At 61.7% G+C, this 19,072-nt stretch carries 16 protein-coding genes and 1 tRNA gene; 2 read left to right on the top strand and 15 right to left on the bottom strand.

Annotated features, from left to right (window positions below; genetic code table 11):
* Positions 1-31: 31 nt before the first annotated feature.
* From FCU66_RS03740 to FCU66_RS03750, 3 genes are all read right to left on the bottom strand, one after another.
* Entirely contained in the window at positions 32-418 is a 387-nt protein-coding gene (locus FCU66_RS03740) for a MerR family transcriptional regulator (protein ID WP_056596491.1), read from the bottom strand.
* A 156-nt stretch (positions 419-574) separates the two neighbouring features.
* Positions 575-1,993, bottom strand: coding sequence for a magnesium transporter (mgtE, locus tag FCU66_RS03745; protein WP_136622263.1), 1,419 nt, complete (start codon positions 1,991-1,993; stop codon positions 575-577).
* A gap of 195 nt (positions 1,994-2,188) precedes the next feature.
* A tRNA-Leu gene (locus FCU66_RS03750) sits at positions 2,189-2,273 on the bottom strand.
* A gap of 235 nt (positions 2,274-2,508) precedes the next feature.
* Between FCU66_RS03750 and lipB the strand changes: the two genes are divergently transcribed.
* Positions 2,509-3,252, top strand: coding sequence for a lipoyl(octanoyl) transferase LipB (gene lipB, locus FCU66_RS03755; RefSeq protein WP_136622264.1), 744 nt, complete (start codon positions 2,509-2,511; stop codon positions 3,250-3,252).
* Between the two features lie 14 nt (positions 3,253-3,266).
* On the opposite strand, the gene FCU66_RS03760 is transcribed toward lipB, so the two are convergent.
* The 7 genes from FCU66_RS03760 to mce all read right to left on the bottom strand — a co-directional run bounded on the left by FCU66_RS03760 (position 3,267) and on the right by mce (position 10,316).
* Entirely contained in the window at positions 3,267-3,920 is a 654-nt protein-coding gene (locus FCU66_RS03760) for a hypothetical protein (protein WP_136622265.1), read from the bottom strand.
* 186 nt (positions 3,921-4,106) lie between these two features.
* Complete coding sequence (locus tag FCU66_RS03765) at positions 4,107-5,357, bottom strand: site-2 protease family protein (RefSeq protein ID WP_136622266.1); 1,251 nt, start codon at positions 5,355-5,357, stop codon at positions 4,107-4,109.
* 449 nt (positions 5,358-5,806) lie between these two features.
* Positions 5,807-6,490, bottom strand: coding sequence for an ABC transporter ATP-binding protein (locus FCU66_RS03770; RefSeq protein WP_181956525.1), 684 nt, complete (start codon positions 6,488-6,490; stop codon positions 5,807-5,809).
* On the bottom strand, positions 6,487-7,773 hold the full coding sequence (locus tag FCU66_RS03775; RefSeq protein WP_136622268.1) for a lipoprotein-releasing ABC transporter permease subunit: 1,287 nt from the start codon (positions 7,771-7,773) through the stop codon (positions 6,487-6,489). Before FCU66_RS03775 ends, FCU66_RS03770 begins: the two co-directional genes overlap by 4 nt.
* Positions 7,770-9,098, bottom strand: a complete 1,329-nt coding sequence (gene proS, locus FCU66_RS03780; RefSeq protein ID WP_136622269.1) for a proline--tRNA ligase — start codon at positions 9,096-9,098, stop codon at positions 7,770-7,772. Before proS ends, FCU66_RS03775 begins: the two co-directional genes overlap by 4 nt.
* Before the next feature lie 532 nt (positions 9,099-9,630).
* A complete protein-coding gene (locus FCU66_RS03785) occupies positions 9,631-9,915 on the bottom strand; it encodes a DUF1467 family protein (protein WP_136622270.1) in 285 nt (94 codons plus the stop codon).
* Positions 9,912-10,316, bottom strand: a complete 405-nt coding sequence (gene mce / locus FCU66_RS03790) for a methylmalonyl-CoA epimerase (RefSeq protein ID WP_136622271.1) — start codon at positions 10,314-10,316, stop codon at positions 9,912-9,914. The genes FCU66_RS03785 and mce overlap by 4 nt, the downstream gene beginning before the upstream one ends.
* A gap of 185 nt (positions 10,317-10,501) precedes the next feature.
* Here mce and FCU66_RS03795 point away from each other — a divergent pair, with 185 nt between their 5' ends.
* Positions 10,502-11,365 carry an MBL fold metallo-hydrolase gene (locus FCU66_RS03795; RefSeq protein WP_136622272.1) on the top strand — a complete coding sequence of 288 codons (864 nt, stop codon included), beginning with the start codon at positions 10,502-10,504 and terminating at the stop codon, positions 11,363-11,365.
* A 139-nt stretch (positions 11,366-11,504) separates the two neighbouring features.
* Here FCU66_RS03795 and FCU66_RS03800 read toward each other — a convergent pair whose 3' ends face one another.
* From FCU66_RS03800 to nuoL, 5 genes are all read right to left on the bottom strand, one after another.
* Positions 11,505-13,175, bottom strand: a complete 1,671-nt coding sequence (locus FCU66_RS03800) for a ribonuclease J (RefSeq protein WP_136622273.1) — start codon at positions 13,173-13,175, stop codon at positions 11,505-11,507.
* 135 nt (positions 13,176-13,310) lie between these two features.
* Complete coding sequence (locus FCU66_RS03805) at positions 13,311-14,132, bottom strand: biotin--[acetyl-CoA-carboxylase] ligase (RefSeq protein WP_136622274.1); 822 nt, start codon at positions 14,130-14,132, stop codon at positions 13,311-13,313.
* A 5-nt stretch (positions 14,133-14,137) separates the two neighbouring features.
* Entirely contained in the window at positions 14,138-15,574 is a 1,437-nt protein-coding gene (gene nuoN / locus FCU66_RS03810; RefSeq protein ID WP_136622275.1) for an NADH-quinone oxidoreductase subunit NuoN, read from the bottom strand.
* 19 nt (positions 15,575-15,593) lie between these two features.
* Positions 15,594-17,099, bottom strand: coding sequence for an NADH-quinone oxidoreductase subunit M (locus tag FCU66_RS03815; protein WP_136622276.1), 1,506 nt, complete (start codon positions 17,097-17,099; stop codon positions 15,594-15,596).
* Entirely contained in the window at positions 17,099-19,072 is a 1,974-nt protein-coding gene (gene nuoL, locus FCU66_RS03820) for an NADH-quinone oxidoreductase subunit L (RefSeq protein ID WP_136622277.1), read from the bottom strand. The genes FCU66_RS03815 and nuoL overlap by 1 nt, the downstream gene beginning before the upstream one ends.

A 19,072-nucleotide genomic window follows, 5' to 3' on the forward strand; every position in this document is an offset into this window, starting at 1 on the left:
TTGCCGATCAGGACACTAGAATGACGAAGGTTCAGGTGTTCACGCCGAGCTCGACCAACCGCTCCACACAAGATTCCTCTGCCTGGTCGAGTTCGGCCAGCGTCTCTTCGAGGTCGCGGCGCTTCTGCCTGAGATCCTCGCGCTTTTCCTCGATGCGCTTGATCATCAGCTTGAGTTGACCGACCTCGCCGGGCGGCGCCTTGTACATCTGGATGATTTCGCGGATCTCGTTGATCGAGAAGCCGAGCCTCTTGCCGCGCATGATCTGCCGGATGAGGTGGCGATCGGACGGGCGAAACAGCCGCGTGCGGCCACGCCGCACCGGCTGCACCAGCCCCTCATCCTCATAGAAGCGCAGCGTCCGCGTCGATACGTCGAACTCGCGGGTCAACTCGGTGATCGAATAATATTCTCGCATTGCCACTTCCCGCATGCCGGTATCCCGGGCGATCGCCATGCGGCGTTGCCCTTCCGTCCCGAACCAAAACCCATGCCATGCCGGAATCGACATCGCGCCCCGCACAAGCCTCGCATGGCATTTACGTAAAAGTCAATTGAGACACAATGTATGCCTTCAGGGCACACCGAACCACCATGTGGCAATGCCGAGAAAGGCAAAGAAGCCGACGACATCGGTGACCGTGGTGACGAAAACCGCCGAAGCGACCGCCGGATCGACCTTGAAACGGTCGAGCAGCAGCGGGATCAGGATGCCGGCCAAGGCTGCCGCGAACATGTTGATGATCATCGCCGCCGCGATGATGCCGCCCAGATTGGGGTCGCGGAACCAGGCTGCGGCGACGATGCCGATCAGGATGGCGAAGACGATGCCGTTGATGAAGCCGACGCCCATCTCGCGGCGGATGATGCGGCCGGCATTGTAGATGTCGAGATCCTTGGTCGCCAGCGCCCGCACCGTCACGGTCATGGTCTGCGAGCCGGCATTGCCGCCCATGCCGGCGACGATCGGCATCAGCACCGCCAGCGCCACGATATGCTCGATCGTGCGATCGAACAGACTGATCACCGATGCGGCCAGGAATGCCGTCAACAGATTGATCAACAGCCATGGAACGCGCGAGCGTGAGGTGGAGAAAACACTGTCGGACAGTTCTTCATCGCCGACGCCGCCCATGCGCATCAGATCTTCCTCGGCCTCCTGCTGGATGACGTCGACGACGTCATCGATGGTCAGCACGCCGACCAGACGCTCGTTCTCGTCGACGACAGCGGCCGACAAAAGGTCATACTGTTCGAATTCCCGCGCCGCCTCTTCCTGGTCCATGGTGGCGGGAATGGCGTGCCGCGTCTCGTGCATGACCTCTTCGACCTTGACCGAGCGCCTGGTGCGCAGGATTTGGTCGAGGTCGATGGCGCCGAGCAGCTTGAAGGTCGGATCGATGACGAAAATCTGGCTGAAGCGCTCGGGCAGGTTCTTGTCCTCGCGCATGTAGTCGATGGTCTGGCCGATCGTCCAGAACGGCGGCACCGCGACGAACTCGGTCTGCATGCGCCGGCCGGCCGTCTCTTCGGGATAGTCGAGCGAGCGGCGCAACCTGATCCGCTCGGTGAACGGCAGCTGCGACAGGATCTCGTCCTGGTCTTCTTTCTCGAGGTCTTCGAGAATGTAGACGGCGTCGTCGGAATCGAGCTCCTGCACCGCCTGGGCGATCTGCGCATTGGGCAGGTGATCGACGATCTCCATACGGATCGCCTCGTCGACCTCGGTCAGCGAGGAAAAGTCGAAATCGGCGCCCAGGAGTTCGACCAGCGCGCGGCGCTGTTCGGGATGCAGCGCCTCGAGCAGGTCGCCGAGTTCCGACTGATGCAGGTCGTCGACTTCATGCTTGAGGGTCAGCGTATCGCGGTCGGCGATCGCCGCACCAATCCGCGCAAGGAAGGACGAAAGGACGGCGCCGTCCTCGCCATAAATGTCGGCGTGATGCTCCTCGGCGGCCCTGGCGCCGGTCGTCCGTTCGTGCTCGCCTTCCACCAGCGCCTCCCGCCACAAGAATCCCGGAAAAGGTGCAAATCAGGTCTAGAGCATCGAAGCCAAAAGGGGAAACCCGGTTTTGGGAGAATCCGACGCTCAAAAAGAAAGTGGCGTAAAGTGCGGGAATATCAAACGAAATGCGCCCCGCCCGCAGCGGGCGGAGGCTGGCACAAATCGGATTCTGGGAAGAGAGATTGGTGCGGTCGAGAAGACTCGAACTTCCACGGGTTGCCCCACAGCGACCTCAACGCTGCGCGTCTACCAATTCCGCCACGACCGCACGTGGTAGAGCCGGAACCGACCGGCTCGCGGCGTGTAGCAAATCGTTTCCGGCGAAACAAGTGCGCGGCAAGCAATAATCGCCAGCGATTGGCATAACGCTCCACAGGATTGGAATGCGGGACCGGAACTGGACGTTTTGGCCTGTTATTGCCATATGGAGGGCAAATGCATGTCGCCCAAAAGTGCAAAGCGGTTTTGGGGCCACGACAGGCGTAAGCAAAAAGCGACACGTCATGCCAGAACGCAGCCAGATCGCCACGTCGTTCCTGCCGCTCCCCGGTTCAGCACCGGTCGAATGGCGCATTGAGCCCGGCCTCACCGCCTATCCCGATGCGCTTGCCTTCATGGAGGCGCGCGCCGAGGCGATCCGAAGCGGCGCTGCTGGCGAGATGGTCTGGCTGGTGGAACACCCGCCGCTCTACACCGCCGGCACCAGCGCCCGCGGCGAGGATCTGATCGACGCCAACCGCTTCCCGGTGTTTGCGGCGGGGCGCGGCGGCGAATACACCTATCATGGGCCGGGCCAGCGGGTCGCCTATATCATGCTTGATCTCAAGCGGCGGCGCGAGGATGTCCGCGCCTTCGTTGCCGCGCTCGAACAGTGGATCATCGGCACGCTCGCCGCCTTCAACGTGCAGGGCGAACGCCGCGAGGACCGGGTCGGCGTCTGGGTGGTGCGGCCGGATCGCCCTGTCCTGCCAGACGGCTCGCCGGCCGAGGACAAGATCGCGGCAATAGGCATCAGGCTGCGGCGCTGGGTCAGCTTTCACGGCATCGCCATCAATGTCGAGCCGGATCTCGACCATTTCAGCGGCATCGTGCCCTGCGGCGTGCAGGACCACGGCGTCACCAGCCTCGTCGACCTCGGCCTTCCCCTGACAATGGCCGACCTTGATCTCGCGCTGAAATCCGCCTTCGAGGACGTCTTTGGCCCGACGGTGACTTTGTCTGCCGAGGCTGCTCGCAAGGCCGGTTGAGCTACAATGTCACTTCATTTTCGTCCATACGCCCACCGAATACATATGGACACCAATAGAGACGAAAAGCCGAGCAACCAATAACCACAAGATATCATTGCGCACTTCTTCAAGGCATACACGCGCACGCTATCGTTTGCAGATGGCACAGATAGTGACGAAAAATTGAAGGGACCGAGCAACGAAAATGCAAAGAAAAATAATGCTCCCAAAAGCATAAGAAGACCAAGCTGCAAAATTCTGGGGAAGGCGTCTTGAACATCTTCACGCAAGAAGACCCCCCTGTCCGTGGCATCCCTATATAGTCTCCAAATCAGCCAAAAAGCCCAGGACAAGCTCGTCGCGCCGCATGCTCTTGTGTAAAAGAGATGGTCGTCTTTCGGGAATCCCCAGTGCCAAAAGGCATATAAAATGCCATCGGCGAGATCCGACACGTATCCCCTATCGCCAATTCCCTTAGAAAAACAATATACGAAGAAAGACGTCAGGATCGGAATCCACGAATAAACAAGGAACACGTAGACTCTATACGACTGAAGATAAGCCTGCTTCTTAATTTCGTCGCCTTCAGGCAAATTTTTGATAGTCATAAAACTAAATATTCTTTCATACTCCTCAATTGGAGTAGACATCGGATCCGATTTCAGAATTTCCTTTAGGGTCAACATGATGGTTGTGGCTCTAGGGTTGCTGCATTATCGAGCTGTATGGAAATTAAACACACAAAATTTCCCGGTAAAAACGAAATCTCGGGAGGAAGCTATTGTGATGACCGGCTATGGGACCGTCGGATCCGTTACTTTCTCCGAAGTCGCGCGCCCTATGCCGCCCTATCCAACAGCGGCGGGTGTAGCTCAAATAAGTTGCGCGGAGGCCCACAGAACGCCGTAGCCATGGATGGCGAACACCGCCAACAGCGCTGCCGCCATGGCGAAGCGGTCGACAGTGCGAATCGGCTTCAGCTCGTGACGCGGCTTTACCCCGCTGCTCATCGTCAGCAGGCTGAGGATCGAAAACACCGCTCCCGAAGCGAGCAGAAAATTGGAGGAAAAGCCGGCCTGCCACCCCACAGCCAGGAAAGCCGAGAGCAGGAAGAACGAGGCCAGTGCCAGCGCAATCGGCCCGGGGCAGATCTGGCGCAGCACCTGCCCTCCATCGAATTTCCACACCGGCACCAGATTGGCGATGTTGAACAGGGCAGCAAACCCCGCCAGGGCCGCCAGCAGCATTGCCGCCAGCCGATGTCCTTCCGCGCCGGCAAAGGTGCTTGCGGCGATTGCGATCGGCACCAGGAAGGCGGAAAAGCCGGCACCCATCAGCGCCACGAAGGCGACCTCGAAACGGCTGTCATAGGGCCGGCCGCCAATGGCGATGCCGCCGAGCAGCGGGATGAAGATCATCCGCGCCCTGTTGTGGCCCATCAGGCGAAATGCCGCCATGTGGCCGAGCTCGTGCAGGGCGACCACCGACGTCAGGATCGCGGCCAGCGCCAGCCCGCCGAAATGAAGGCCGAAGAACGGCCACAGGATCAATGCCGACAGCGCGGCGAAGCCGACCTGGCTCAGCGGATGCTCGAACCAGCCGCCCTTGCGATACTGCCCGGTCCGCGCCCAGCGCTGCAGCTTGGAGAGTTCGCGGCGCATGGCGAAATAGCGGAACACCAGGAAGGCAACGCCGCGGTAGCGATCGGTCTGGCTGAGGGTAACCCGCGTACCGTTGCCCTCGGAGACGAGTTCAGCGGTTTCTCGAAAATCCTTCCAGAACGAAGCGTCGAGCGCGGTGTCCTCGAGGACACGCATCGAGAAGCGGCTGCCCTCGACCACGTCTTCAAACCGCGACTTGCGCTCGATCGGCTTGCCGTCGCGGCCTTCCCAGGACAGCATGATTCGAGCCACACCCTCACCGTCAGGCGCTTCGGCCGAGAGGATCTCACCGGACCAGCCGGCATCGCTGCCGAGCGGCCACAGCGCCTGCCAGAGGCGCTGCCGGTCCGCTGCTATCACGCGGCTGAGCCGGACCGTGCGCAGACCAAGCGGCACGGTCATCAAGAGAAAGATCAGCCCGAGATTGCTGGCCACGAGAATGGCCGTGACGATGGGCGACACGCGACGCTCCCTGTCTTTCAGGGCACCCTAACGTCGCGGCGGCAAGAAAAGCTTAACGGCGGAACGGGTCATAACCCGCTCGGAATCACGGCGGCGAATGCCGTCAAATCACATGGCTCCGATCCAGATCGCCATGGAAACGAGAAAGGTGCTCATGCAAACCAGTGAGATGACATCCTGAACCAGATCGGTCATAACTCTCTCCTGTTGTTGGTATGTTCGTAGTTTGTTCTAATTTTGTGCTGATGTCAACGACCGCAATCCGACTACCTCGGAATTTCCGGGCGATCAAATCGGCAGGGTTAAGAAAAGGTTGACGGGGCGTCGGACAGTGCTACGTGGCAGATCGCAGCCTTTGCGATTGGCCAATACCCCCATCGCTTCGTCACCCTGAGGCGGAGCAAGGAGCGGAGCGACGCGCGCAGACCCTAGGATGACGACATCGGAGACTAAAGCGGCACGACCTTGCCATCGGCCAGCGTGACGCGCCGGTCCATGCGCGATGCCAGCTCGTGATTGTGGGTGGCGATCAGCGCCGCGAGGCCCGATTGCTTGACCAGCGCCGCCAGCGCCTCGAACACATAGGAGGCGGTGACCGGGTCGAGATTGCCGGTCGGCTCGTCGGCCAGCAGCACCAGCGGCGCATTGGCGACCGCGCGGGCAATGGCGACGCGCTGCTGCTCGCCGCCGGAGAGCTCGGACGGCCGGTGCGATGCGCGCTTGCCGATCTGCATGTAGTCGAGCAGCTGTGCCGCGCGCTCGGCCGCGTCCTTGCGGCTCAGCCCTTTGATGAGCTGCGGCATCATGATGTTTTCCAGCGCCGAGAATTCCGGCAGCAGGTGATGGAACTGGTAGACGAAGCCGACATCGTTGCGGCGGATCGCCGTGCGCTCGTCGTCGGAGAGCCGCCCGCAGGCACGTCCGGCCAGGATGACGTCGCCGGCATCGGGACGCTCGAGCAGGCCGGCAGTGTGCAGCAGCGTCGATTTGCCAGTGCCGGACGGCGCCACCAGCGCCACCATCTCGCCGCGCTTCAGCGAAAAATCGGCGCCGTTGAGAATGGTGAGCTTACGCGGCCCCTGAACGTAGTGCCGCTCGACGCTCTTCAGCTCGATAATGGCCTCGGCCATCACTCGTACCTCAAGGCTTCGACCGGATCGAGCCGGGCGGCCCGCCATGCCGGAAACACCGTTGCCAGGAACGACAGACCGAGCGCCATCAGGATGACATAGGTCGTCTCGCGCGGATCCATCTTCGCCGGCAGCTGGCTGAGGAAATAGAGTTCCGGGTTGAACAGCACCTTGCCGGTCATCCACGAGAAGAATTGGCGGATCGATTCGATGTTGGTGCAGATCAGCACGCCGAGCAGCACGCCGGCGAGCGTGCCTGTCACACCGATCGCCGCGCCCGTCATCAGGAAGATGCGCAGGATGGCGCCCCGCGAGGCCCCCATGGTGCGCAGGATGGCAATGTCGTGCCCCTTGTCCTTCACCAGCATGATCAGGCCGGAGATGATGTTCAGCGCCGCCACCAGCACGATCAGCGTCAGGATCATGAACATGACATTGCGCTCGACCTGCAGGGCGGAGAAGAAGGTCTCGTTGCGCTGGCGCCAATCGACCATGTCGATCGGCCGCTGCGCCGCCGCCTCCACCTTCGGTTTCAGCGCATCGACATCATCGGGATTGTCGACATAGATCTCGATTGTCTGCGCCCGCCCGTCCATGTTGAAATAAAGCTGCGCTTCGGAGAACGGCATGTAGACGATGGAGGTATCATATTCGGACATGCCGACTTCGAAGATCGCCGCGATCTTGTAGCCCTTCATGCGCGGCGTCGTGCCGATCGGGGTCACGTCGCCGTCCGGCGATATCAAGGTGATGGTGTCACCAAGCGTCAGGCCAAGATTCTCGGCCATCCGCTTGCCGATGGCAACGCCCTCGCTGGTGTCGAAATCGGCGATCGAGCCCTGCTTGATGTTGCTGGCCACGATGGCGATCTTGCTGAGGTCCTCACCGCGTATACCGCGCACCAGCGCTCCGGTTCCGCCGCCGACATTGCCCTGCGCCAGCACCTGGCCGTCGATCAGCGGGATGGCGTATTTGACGCCCGGCACGCCATTGATGCGACCGGCGACCTGCGCATAGTCCTCCAGCGGCGAATCGAGCGGCTGCACGATCAGATGGCCATTGACGCCGAGGATGCGCGTCAACAGCTCCGCCCTAAAGCCGTTCATCACCGCCATCACCACGATCAGCGTGGCGACGCCCAGCATGATGCCGAGGAAGGAGATCGAGGCGATCACCGAGATCACCGTCTCCTTGCGCCGCGAGCGCAGATAGCGCCACGCGACCATGCGCTCGAAGATGGAAAAAGGTCCGGCGCCCGCCGATCTTGCCGCCACCGCCTCGCTCATGCAGCGACACCGAAGCGCTTCTTCGCGTCCGCGATCGGTAGCGTCTCGCGCTCGCCGGTCTTGCGATTCTTGATCTCGATCTCGCCGGCGGCGACACCACGCGGCCCGACGATCACTTGCCACGGCAGGCCGATCAGATCGGCGGTGGCGAACTTGCCGCCGGGCCGCTGGTCGGTGTCGTCATAGAGCACGTCCTTGCCGGCGGCGACGAAAGCAGCATGCAGCTCGTCGCAGACGCGGTCGCACTCGGCGTCGCCCGCCTTCATGTTGATCAGCCCGATGTCGAACGGCGCCACCGCTTCCGGCCAGATGATGCCGTTATCGTCATGGCTGGCTTCGATGATCGCCGCGACCAGCCGCGACGGACCGATGCCGTAGGAGCCGCCGGAGACGAAATGATCCTTGCCGTCAGGCCCGGTCACCTTGGCGCCCATGGGCTTCGAATATTTGTCGCCGAAATGGAAGATGTGGCCGACCTCGATGCCGCGCGCCGAAACCTTGTCGCTCTCGCCGATCTTTTCCCACGCCGCCTCGTCATGCATCTCGTCGGTGGCGGCGTAGGGCGTCGTCCATGTCTTGACGATGTCGGCAATCTCGGCGTCGTTGGCAAAGTCGGTGTTGGCGCCGGGCACATCGAGCGAAAGATAGTCGCGGTGGCAGTAGACCTGGCTTTCGCCGGTGTCGGCCAGAATGATGAATTCATGGCTGAGATCGCCGCCGATCGGCCCGGTGTCGGCCCGCATCGGTATGGCCTGCAGCCCCATGCGCGTAAAAGTCCTGAGATAGGACACGAACATCCTGTTGTAGGCCGCCTTGGCGCCCTCGAAGTCGAGGTCGAAGGAATAGGCGTCCTTCATCAGAAACTCTCTGCTACGCATCACGCCGAAGCGCGGCCGCACTTCGTCGCGGAACTTCCACTGGATGTGGTAGAGATTGAGCGGCAGGTCCTTGTAGGACTTCACATAGGCGCGGACGATCTCGGTGACCACTTCCTCATTGGTCGGACCGTAGAGCATGTCGCGGTCCTGCCGGTCCTTGATGCGCAGCATCTCCTTGCCATAGTCGTCATAGCGGCCGCTTTCGCGCCACAGATCGGCCGACTGGATGGTCGGCATCAGGATTTCCAGCGCGCCGGCGCGATTCTGCTCCTCGCGGATGATGCGGCAGACCTTGTCCAGCACCCGCTTGCCGAGCGGCAGCCACGAAAAACTGCCCTGCCCCTGCTGGCGGATCATGCCGGCGCGCAGCATCAGCCGGTGCGAGACGATTTCGGCCTCGCGCGGATTTTCTTTGAGGATCGGCAGGAAGTAGCGCGACAAACGCATGGACAGGTCCGTGAGTGAGGGTGGCCGCGTCAGAATCGGCGCGACTTTGGCTTGCTTGACCCGGCTTCATAGCCATTTCGTGGCGGAATGGGAACCCAAACCCGGCGTCGCAGTGCCGCACGCGTCTTACTGGACGTTTCGAAAGCAACGCCTGCCGCACTATTGTGCAGTGCAGCACGAGAATGCCTGTTTCGAGGCAAAATTCTTCGTGACATTTTCATTCGCGTTAGGCTAATGTGCCTCGATAACCGAGAGGGCAGAAAAAAATCTGCTCTCCTACGCGGTCAAAGTCTTGGGAGGATGCGATCTAGGCGCGGTTACTCGCTGCCGCCGGAAACCGGAAACAGATCGGACGCGTTTAAATTGCAAGGCCTTGTGCCTTGCATTTTTTTTGTGCAATCATCCGCTTAGCGCAACGCGTTGCCAAACCACCTTACCCTACGTCAGCGCTCCCCCAACCGCAAAACGGCACGGCATTCCCGTCCGAAACCGCGTATGGTTCCGACGGATCAAAACACCGTTGCGGGACAGTCTATTTGGCTGGCGCCTGGCCGAAATCCGGCACGATGTGCGGGATGTCGTTGAGGCTGTATCCCAGGCCATGCGTCAGGCCATAGAAAATGCCCATCAGGATCGCGGTGGCGACAGTGGTGCGGATCACGGCGCGCAGCATGTGGGGGCCGCGCGGCGCGCTTGGAACCGTGCCCAGCGTCACATCGTGATCGTCGTCCTGCGTCTTCACGCTGAACGGCAGCACGGCAAACAGCACCACCCACCAGGTCGCGAAAAACAGGGCGGTGAACGAAACCCAGCTCATGATTGCTCCAGTTCGATCAGCGTGCCGAAGAAATCCTTCGGATGCAGGAACAGCACCGGCTTGCCATGTGCGCCGATCTTCGGGTTGCCGTCGCCCAGCACGCGGGCGCCGGCAGCCTTGAGCTGGTCACGCGCGGCCAGGATGTCATCGACCTCGTAGCAAAGGTGATGCATGCCGCCGGAAGGGTTCTTCTCCAGGAAGGCGGCGATCGGCGAACCCTCGCCCAAAGGCTCCAGAAGTTCGATCTTGGTGTTGCCGACATTGACGAACACCACCGTGACGCCATGTTCCGGCAGCGCCTGCGGCTCCGTCACTTCGGCGCCCAGCGTGTTGCGATAGGCGGCGACGGCAGCTGTCAACTCCGGCACGGCAAGCGCGACATGGTTCAAACGTCCGAGCATCCGAGCTTTCCCTCCCGGGTCCAATGGTTGGCGTAATACGGCAAATCGACTGATATCAACAGCCTTTCACGAGGCGCGCACTGTCGCACTTTGATGAGCGGTCTTCGAACTCCCTCGAAAGAGCAGAGAGATTCAAAATTGCGACCCAGGCTGTTCCGATCGACAGCTGCGAAGTACAAGCGGCGATGTCCCACGCCCACCCTGCTCGCCCACGCGTTTTCACATTTGGTCTTGGCTCGTTCAAAGTTGCCGCTTTGCTCGATGCCGTCGATGTTCGCGACAACCTTGCGTCAGCCCTGGCACCTGGACAGTCGCCAACCGCAGTGCACGAACTCGCAATCTCGAACTTTATCGACCGCGATCGCTACGAGCACTGCTTCATCCCAACGCTGATCGACACCGGTTCCGAAAAAATCCTGTTCGACACAGGATGCGGAGACGCGGACAGTTCGCTCCTGCAATGTCTGCAGGACCTTGGGCTCGGGCCTGATGACATCGATGTGGTGGTTATCACGCACGGGCACCCAGACCATATCGGAGGGCTTGTGAAGAATGGCGAAGCCGTTTTTCGGCGGGCACGCTATGTATTCGGCGCGGCGGAATTCAGCTTCTGGACCGAGGGTAGTGCGGTACGCGCCGCCAGATTGGCCAACCGTGATCTATTCAGGCGAATTTGTACCGGCCTGGCCGATCAGGCAACATTCATAGAGCCCGGAGATGAGGTGCTGCCGGGCATTACCGCCATCGACGCGGCCGGTCATTCCCCCGGGCTCTTGGCATTTCTCGTCGAAAGCGACGGGCAGCAATTGCTGATCTGGTCGGACGCCTTCTTGCACTATGTCGTGTCCATCCAACGGCCGGAGTGGCGTGCTGATCTGGATGACGACAAGGACCAAGCCGTCGAAACCCGCAAGCGACTGCTCAAGATGGCCGCAGAGCGGCGTCTGCTGGTCGCCGGCCATCACATGCCATTTCCGGGTCTGGGCTACATCGAATCGGTTGACGGTTCTGTTCGCTGGCTTCCCGTCAGCTATCAGTTGAACGTCTAGAGCATGATCCCGAAAAGTGGGAACCGGTTTTCTCGGACAAACGGTTTTCGTTTGTCCAGAGATCATGCTCCAACAAAGGGATAGATCAGGATGACGATTCAACCAATCGTCATCCTGATCTAGCGAACGGCTGCCTCCCTCACCGAGTAACGAATACAGTCACCAGCGGCTTCTTGCCCCAGGCTTCGTTGGCGGCGCCGCGCACGGCGCGGCGTACTGCTTCTTGCACGAGGTCGAGGTCTTTTCGGCGCTGACGAGGGATCGAGTCCACCGCGCCGATTGCCGCATCGATCATCAAATCCTCCAGCGTCTCGCCACGGCCATCGGCCTCGGCGACGCCGATGGCGACCAGATCGGGGTCACCGGCCAGCTCATATTTGTCGTCGAGCACGACATTGACCGCGACATGGCCGGCAAAGGACAGTTTGCGCCGGTCGCGGATGCCCATCGCCTGATCGGTGCCGATCAGTCTGCCGTCCTTGTAGACGCGGCCGAACGGCACCTGGTCGATGATGGTGGCAGGGCCGGGAGCGAGCCGCAGCATGTCGCCGTCACGCACCTGCGCCACCTGGCCGATGCCGGATGTCGACATCAGCGATCCCTGCGCCACCAGATGCGCCGCCTCGCCATGCACGGGAACGCCGATCTGCGGGCGCACCCATTCATACATCTTGCGCAATTCGCTGCGCCGCGGATGGCCGGAGACATGCACCAGCGCGTCGCCATCCTCGATGATCTTGACGCCGAGATCGATGAGGCGGTTCTTGATCTCGAGGATCGCCTTCTCGTTGCCCGGAATCGTGCGCGAGGAAAACACCACCGTGTCGCCGGCCGTCAGCGACACCGACTTCATCTCTTCGCGCGACAGCTTGGCCAGTGCGGCCAGCGGCTCGCCCTGGCTGCCGGTGCAGATGATGACCAGGTTTTCGCGCGGGATGAAGCCAAAATCCTCCTCGGCGATGAACTCCGGCAGACCGTCCATGTAACCGAGTTCGCCAGCCACATCGATGACCCGCTTCAACGAGCGGCCGAGCACCAGGCACTGGCGGCCGGCATCGCGTGCCGCCCTGGCTATGGAGACGATGCGTCCGACATTGGAGGAAAATGTGGTGACGGCGACGCGGCCCTTGGCAGCCTGGATGACGCCCTTGAGGCCCTCGCCCACGGCCACTTCCGAAGGCGACTCGCCTTCGCGCAGCGCATTGGTCGAATCGCAGATCAGTGCCAGCACGCCCTTGTCGCCATAGGCGCGGAAACGCGCCTCGTCGGTCTTCGGCCCGATCGTCGGCTCCGGATCGATCTTCCAGTCACCGGTGTGGATGACGGTGCCGGCCGGTGAGGTGATCGCCAGCGACATCGGTTCGGGGATCGAGTGCGCGACCGGAATGGCTTCGATCTCGAAGGGGCCGACGGTGAATTTCTCGCCCGCTTTGTAGATCGTGACCGGTATTTTCGGCGCGCCCTGCTCGCCTTGCCGCTTGGCTTCGAGCAAGCCGGCGCTGAACGGCGTCATCCAGACCGGCGCCTTCAGCTTCGGCCAGGTGTCGAGCAGCGCGCCGTAGTGATCTTCATGCGCATGCGTGATGATGATGCCGCGCAGATTGGCGAGGTTCTCCTCGATGAAGCGCGTGTCGGGCAGCACCAAGTCGACGCCGGGCAGGCTGGCATCAGGGAAGGTCACACCGACATCGATGACGATCCATTCGCGCGCACTGGGCGGGCCGTAGCCGTAAAGAGCGAAGTTCATGCCGATCTCGCCAACGCCGCCGAGCGGCACGAAGACGAGTTCGACGTTTTCCGCTTTCGCCATGATTTTTTCCTTCCTGGCCCTCAGGCCAAGCCGTTGAAGCAATTCCAGGAAAAGCGTGTAACGGTTTTCCGTCCAGAATTGCTCAGAAACAAATAGTTAGAGCCGTTCACCGTTTCTATCGAACAATGAGCCGCCCTAAACCCGAGCCGACGCCACCGCGCCGAAATGCACGTCGCCGGCGGCGATCGTCAGAACCGAACCTTCATCGTCGCGGATCACGAAACGGCAGTCTTCGTCAATGGTTTCAAACACCCCACGCACCACATTACCGTCAATCCTGACAGCAACCTCGCCGCCGAGCCCCGCCGCGCGAGCCAACCACCGTCGCCTGACGGCGGCAAGTCCGCGCCCCTCATCCCACAACCGGGCATTCTCGCTCCAGGCATCCGACAGCGCCAGGAACAGTGTTTCCGCATCGCATGCCGCACCCAGCGCGCTGAGTGATGTTGCCGGATAAGGCAAATTCTCGGGATAAGCCACAACATTGACACCGATGCCGACTGCCACCGCGAAACGGCCGCCTTCCAAGATCGCCGATTCCAGCAGGATGCCGGCCAGCTTGGCGCCGGAGGCAAGCACATCGTTCGGCCATTTCAGCTCGAAACGGTTTTTTCCTTCGCTGCCACCGTCGAGGCCGATGGCGATCCGGCCCTTCGGCACCACGGCGTCGAGCGCATCGGCCAGCGCCAGTCCGGCGACGAAGCCCAGCGTTGCGGCCAGGCGAAGCTCTGTGTTGGTGATGACGAGCAGCGTCGCCGCGAGGTTGCCTTCAGGCGTCGCCCAGACACGGCCGCGCCGGCCACGCCCGCTTTCCTGCTTCTTGGAAACGACCCACAATTTGCCGGAGTCGCCTGCCCTTGCGTGATCCAGCGCCAGCGCATTGGTGGAGCCGACGCTGTCATGCGCCTCAAGCCGGAACCCTTCCGACGCCGAGGTTGGAGCCAGCCGAAATGCCATGCCGTCTAGAAAAACGTCTTGGCGGCGGCTTCGGCATAGGTACCGATCGGTCCGCCGATCAGCACATAAAACAGCACGAAGGCGCCGGAGACGCCGAGCACGACACGCAATTCTGTCGCCATCGGCACAAAGCCGCCGACCGGTTCGTCGAACCACATGATCTTGATGATGCGCAAATAGTAATAGGCGCCCACCACCGAGGCCAGCACGCCGATGATCGCCAGCGCGTAGAGATTGGCGTTGATGGCGGCGAGGAAGACGTACCACTTCCCCCAGAAGCCGGCGAGCGGCGGGATGCCGGCCAGCGAGAACATCAGGATGGTCAGGATCGTCGCCATGATCGGATTGGTCGACGACAAGCCGGCCAGATCGCTGATCTGCTCGACATTGCCTTCCTTGCGCCGCATGGCGAGGATGAAGGCGAAAGTGCCGAGCGTCATCACCAGATAGATCAGCATGTAGATGGCAACGCCGCGCACGCCGGCCTGGCTGTTGGCGGCAAGGCCGACCAGCGCATAGCCCATATGGCCGATCGAGGAATAAGCCATCAGCCGCTTGATGTTGGTCTGGCCGATGGCCGCGAAGGCGCCCAGCGCCATCGAGGCGATGGAGATGAAGACGATGATCTGTTGCCAGTCGGAGGCGATCGGCTTGAACGCGCCCATGGTGACGCGCACCATCAGCGCCATCGCCGCCATCTTGGGTGCCGCCGCCAGGAAGGCCGTCACCGGCGTCGGCGCGCCCTCATAGACGTCCGGCGTCCACATGTGGAACGGCACCGCCGAGATCTTGAAGGCAAGGCCGGCCAGCACGAAGACGAGGCCGAAGACGAGGCCAAGCTGGCGCTCGCCGCTGCCGAGCGCCGAAGCGATCTCCTGGAAGCCGGTGTTGCCGGTGTAGCCGTAGACCAGGCTGATGCCATAGAGCAGCATGCCCGACGACAGCGCGCCGAGCACGAAGTACTTCAGGCCCGCCTCGGTCGAACGCAGATTGTCGCGATTGATCGCGCACAGCACGTAGATCGCCAGCGACTGCAGCTCGAGGCCGAGATAGAGCCCGATCATGCTGTTGGCCGAGATCATCAGCATCATGCCGAGCGTGCTGAGCAGCACCAATACCGGATATTCGAACTTGTCGAAATGCTCCGCCTTGGCGAAGCGCATCGACATCGCCAGCGTGACCGCCGAGCCGACCAGCGCCAGCACCTTCATGAAGTGGGCGAAGGAATCCTGGATGAAGGCGTTGCCATAGGCGCTGCCCTGCCCGGTTTGGAAGATCAGCCAGGCGCCCGCGACCACCAGCACGGCAACGGCAAGGCCGGTCACCGTGTTGGTGGTGTTGGCGCGCGAATAGGCGCCGACCATCAGCAGCGCCAGCGCGCCGACGGCAAGGATCAGCTCTGGCGTCGAGAGCGACAGGCTGGAGAGAAGGTCCGGCGTCATGGTTCGCAAAACCCTTGGGTTAATTCGCCGCCGCGGTCTGCGCGGCGCCGATGGATGCAGTGACATTGGTGACGAGCGATTTGACCGATTCGGCCGTCGCGTCGAAGACGGGTGCGGGATAGACGCCGAAGAAGATGACCAGCACGACCAGCGGGTAGATGATCACCTTCTCGCGCGGCGACAGGTCGAGCAGGCCCTTCAGGCTGTCCTTGGTCAGCGCGCCGAAGATCACCCGGCGATAGAGCCAGAGCGCGTAGGCCGCCGACAGGATGACGCCGGTGGCGGCGAAGAACGCCACCCAGGTGTTGACCCGGAACACGCCGAGCATGGTCAGGAATTCGCCGACGAAACCGCTGGTGCCGGGCAGGCCGACATTGGCCATGGTGAAGATCATGAACACCGTGGCGTATTTCGGCATGTTGTTGACCAGCCCGCCATAGGCGGCGATCTCGCGTGTGTGCATGCGGTCGTAGATGACGCCGACGCACAGAAACAGCGCGCCGGAGACGAGGCCGTGGCTGAGCATCTGGAAAATGGCGCCCTGCACGCCTTCCTGGTTCATGGCGAAGATGCCCATGGTGACGAAACCCATATGGGCGACCGACGAATAGGCGATCAGCTTCTTCATGTCCTCCTGCATCAGCGCCACCAACGACGTGTAGATGATGGCGACGACGGAGAGCGTGAAGATCAGCGGCGCGAACATCTCGGACGCCAGCGGGAACATCGGCAGCGAGAAACGCAGGAAGCCGTACCCGCCCATCTTCAAGAGGATGGCGGCCAGGATCACCGAACCGGCCGTCGGCGCCTCGACGTGCGCATCGGGCAACCAGGTGTGCACCGGCCACATCGGCATCTTCACCGCGAAGGAAGCGAAGAAGGCAAGCCATAGCCAGGTCTGCATGTTGGCCGGGAAGTTGTGCGTCAACAGCGTCGGGATGTCGGTCGTGCCGGACTGATAGAACATCGCCATGATGGCGAGCAGCATCAGCACCGAGCCGGCCAGCGTGTAGAGGAAGAACTTGAACGAAGCATAGACGCGCCGCTTGCCGCCCCAGACGCCGATGATGATGAACATCGGGATCAGGCCGGCTTCGAAGAAGACGTAGAACAGCACGATATCGAGTGCGCAGAACACGCCGATCATCAGCGTTTCGAGCAGCAGGAAGGCGATCATGTAGGCCTTGACGCGCTTCTCGATCGATTCCCACGAGGCCAGGATGCAGAGCGGCATCAGGAAGGTCGTCAGGATGACGAACAGCATGGAGATGCCGTCGACGCCCATATGGTAGGAGATGCCGGAGTCGAGCCAGGCGACCTTCTCGACGAACTGGAAGCCGGCCTGCGAATTGTCGAAGCCGGTCCAGATGAACAGCGAGATGATGAACGTGAACGTCGTCGTCAACAGCGCGATGGCGCGGATGTTACGGCGTGCATTTTCGCTGTCATTGTTGATGAACAGGATAAGCAGCACACCAACCAACGGCAGGAAGGTGACCAGCGAGAGGATTGGCCAGGCGGTCATCAGAGCATCATCCAGGTGACGAGTGCGGCAACGCCGATCAGCATGGCGAAGGCATAATGGTAGAGGTAGCCGGTCTGCAGCTTGACGACGCGGTTGGTGACATCGACGACGCGCGCCGAAATGCCATCAGGGCCGAGGCCGTCGATGACGGTGCCGTCGCCGGTCTTCCACAGGAAATGGCCGAGGCGCTTGGCGGGCCGCACGAACAGGAAGTCGTATAGCTCGTCGAAATACCACTTGTTGAGCAGGAAGGCGTAGAGCAAGCGATGGTTGGCGGCGACGCTTCGGGGCAAATCCGGTGAGCGGATGTAGAACTTCCAGGCCAACGCGAAGCCGATCAGCATGGCGATGAAGGGCGACAGCTCGACCCACAGCGGCAATTCGTGGATCTCGTGCAGGATGTGGTTTTCCGGCAGCGTGAACAGCGACGCTTTCCAGAACTCGGCATAGCCCTCACCGATGAAGGCACCGTGGAAGATGATGCCGGCAAACAGTGCGCCTGCCGCCAGGATGAACAGCGGCACCAGCATCACCGGCGGCGATTCATGGACATGGTGCATCACCTCGTGGCTCGCCCGCGGCTGGCCGTGGAAGGTCATGAAGATCAGCCGCCAGGAGTAGAAGGAGGTGAAGCAGGCGGCGATGACCAGAGCCACGAAGGCGAGGCCGGCAACCGAATTGTGGCTGGCAAAGGCGCTTTCGATGATGGCGTCCTTGGAGAAGAAGCCGGCGGTGCCGATGACCGTCACCGGGATGCCGACACCGGTCAGCGCCAGCGTGCCGATCACCATCATCCAGTAGGTGGTCGGGATCAGCTTGCGCAGCCCGCCCATCTTGCGCATGTCCTGCTCGTCGGAGACGGCATGGATGACCGAGCCCGAGCCGAGGAACAGCAGCGCCTTGAAGAAGGCATGCGTGAACAGGTGGAAGATCGCCGCGCCATAGGCGCCGACGCCAAGCGCCACGAACATGTAGCCGAGCTGCGAGCAGGTCGAATAGGCGATGACGCGCTTGATGTCGTTCTGGACGAGACCGACGGTGGCCGCGAAGAAGGCGGTGAAGGCACCGATGAAGGTCACGACCGTCAGCGCCGAATGCGACAGTTCGAACAGCGGCGACAGCCGCGCCAGCATGAACACACCGGCCGTCACCATGGTGGCGGCATGGATCAGTGCGGAAACCGGCGTCGGGCCTTCCATGGCGTCCGGCAGCCAGGTGTGCAGCGGCACCTGCGCCGACTTGCCCATGGCGCCCATGAACAGCAGCAGGCAGACGACCGTCATGGCCGCCTGCTTGTCCAGCGCATAGCCAAGGAAGGTCAGCACGGCGGCGCCCTGTGGCGCGCCTTCGGCCGGAATGAACGTCGCCGCATTGGCGAAGATGGTGCCGAGATTGACCGAGCCGAACAGCACGAACAAGCCGAAGATGCCGAGCGCGAAGCCGAAATCGCCGACGCGGTTGACGACGAAGGCCTTTATTGCCGCGGCATTGGCCGACGGCTTCTTGTACCAGAAGCCGATCAGCAGATAGGACGCGAGACCGACCCCTTCCCAGCCGAAGAACATCTGCACGAGGTTATCCGCCGTCACCAGCATCAGCATGGCGAAGGTGAACAGCGACAGATAGGCGAAGAAGCGCGGCCGGTTCGGATCGTGGTGCATGTAGCCGATCGAATAGATGTGAACCAGCGCCGATACCGTGTTGACCACCACCAGCATCACCACCGTCAGCGTATCGATGCGCAAAGCCCAGGCCGCTTCCAGTCCGCCTGACTGGATCCAGCGCAGCACCGGCACGGTGAACACCTCGCCATGGCCGAAACCGACGGTGAAGAAAGCGACCCACGACAGCACCGCCGCGATCACCAGGAAGCCGGAGGTGATGTATTCGGACGCCTTGGCACCGAGCGACGTGCCGAACAGGCCGACGATCAGGAAGCCGAGCAGGGGAAGGAAGACGATGGCCTGATACAT

Source organism: Mesorhizobium norvegicum (assembly GCF_004919685.1).
GTDB classification, from domain to species: domain Bacteria; phylum Pseudomonadota; class Alphaproteobacteria; order Rhizobiales; family Rhizobiaceae; genus Mesorhizobium; species Mesorhizobium norvegicum.

Coding starts and splice junctions, on each gene's coding strand:
- FCU66_RS03740 (WP_056596491.1), bottom strand. CDS start 418: ATGCGAGAATATTATTCGATCACCGAGTTGACCCGCGAGTTCGACGTA.
- lipB (WP_136622264.1), top strand. CDS start 2,509: ATGCCAGAACGCAGCCAGATCGCCACGTCGTTCCTGCCGCTCCCCGGT.
- FCU66_RS03760 (WP_136622265.1), bottom strand. CDS start 3,920: ATGTTGACCCTAAAGGAAATTCTGAAATCGGATCCGATGTCTACTCCA.
- FCU66_RS03775 (WP_136622268.1), bottom strand. CDS start 7,773: ATGAGCGAGGCGGTGGCGGCAAGATCGGCGGGCGCCGGACCTTTTTCC.
- proS (WP_136622269.1), bottom strand. CDS start 9,098: ATGCGTTTGTCGCGCTACTTCCTGCCGATCCTCAAAGAAAATCCGCGC.
- FCU66_RS03785 (WP_136622270.1), bottom strand. CDS start 9,915: ATGAGCTGGGTTTCGTTCACCGCCCTGTTTTTCGCGACCTGGTGGGTG.
- mce (WP_136622271.1), bottom strand. CDS start 10,316: ATGCTCGGACGTTTGAACCATGTCGCGCTTGCCGTGCCGGAGTTGACA.
- FCU66_RS03795 (WP_136622272.1), top strand. CDS start 10,502: ATGTCCCACGCCCACCCTGCTCGCCCACGCGTTTTCACATTTGGTCTT.
- FCU66_RS03800 (WP_136622273.1), bottom strand. CDS start 13,175: ATGGCGAAAGCGGAAAACGTCGAACTCGTCTTCGTGCCGCTCGGCGGC.
- FCU66_RS03805 (WP_136622274.1), bottom strand. CDS start 14,132: ATGGCATTTCGGCTGGCTCCAACCTCGGCGTCGGAAGGGTTCCGGCTT.
- nuoN (WP_136622275.1), bottom strand. CDS start 15,574: ATGACGCCGGACCTTCTCTCCAGCCTGTCGCTCTCGACGCCAGAGCTG.
- FCU66_RS03815 (WP_136622276.1), bottom strand. CDS start 17,099: ATGACCGCCTGGCCAATCCTCTCGCTGGTCACCTTCCTGCCGTTGGTT.
- nuoL (WP_136622277.1), bottom strand. CDS start 19,072: ATGTATCAGGCCATCGTCTTCCTTCCCCTGCTCGGCTTCCTGATCGTC.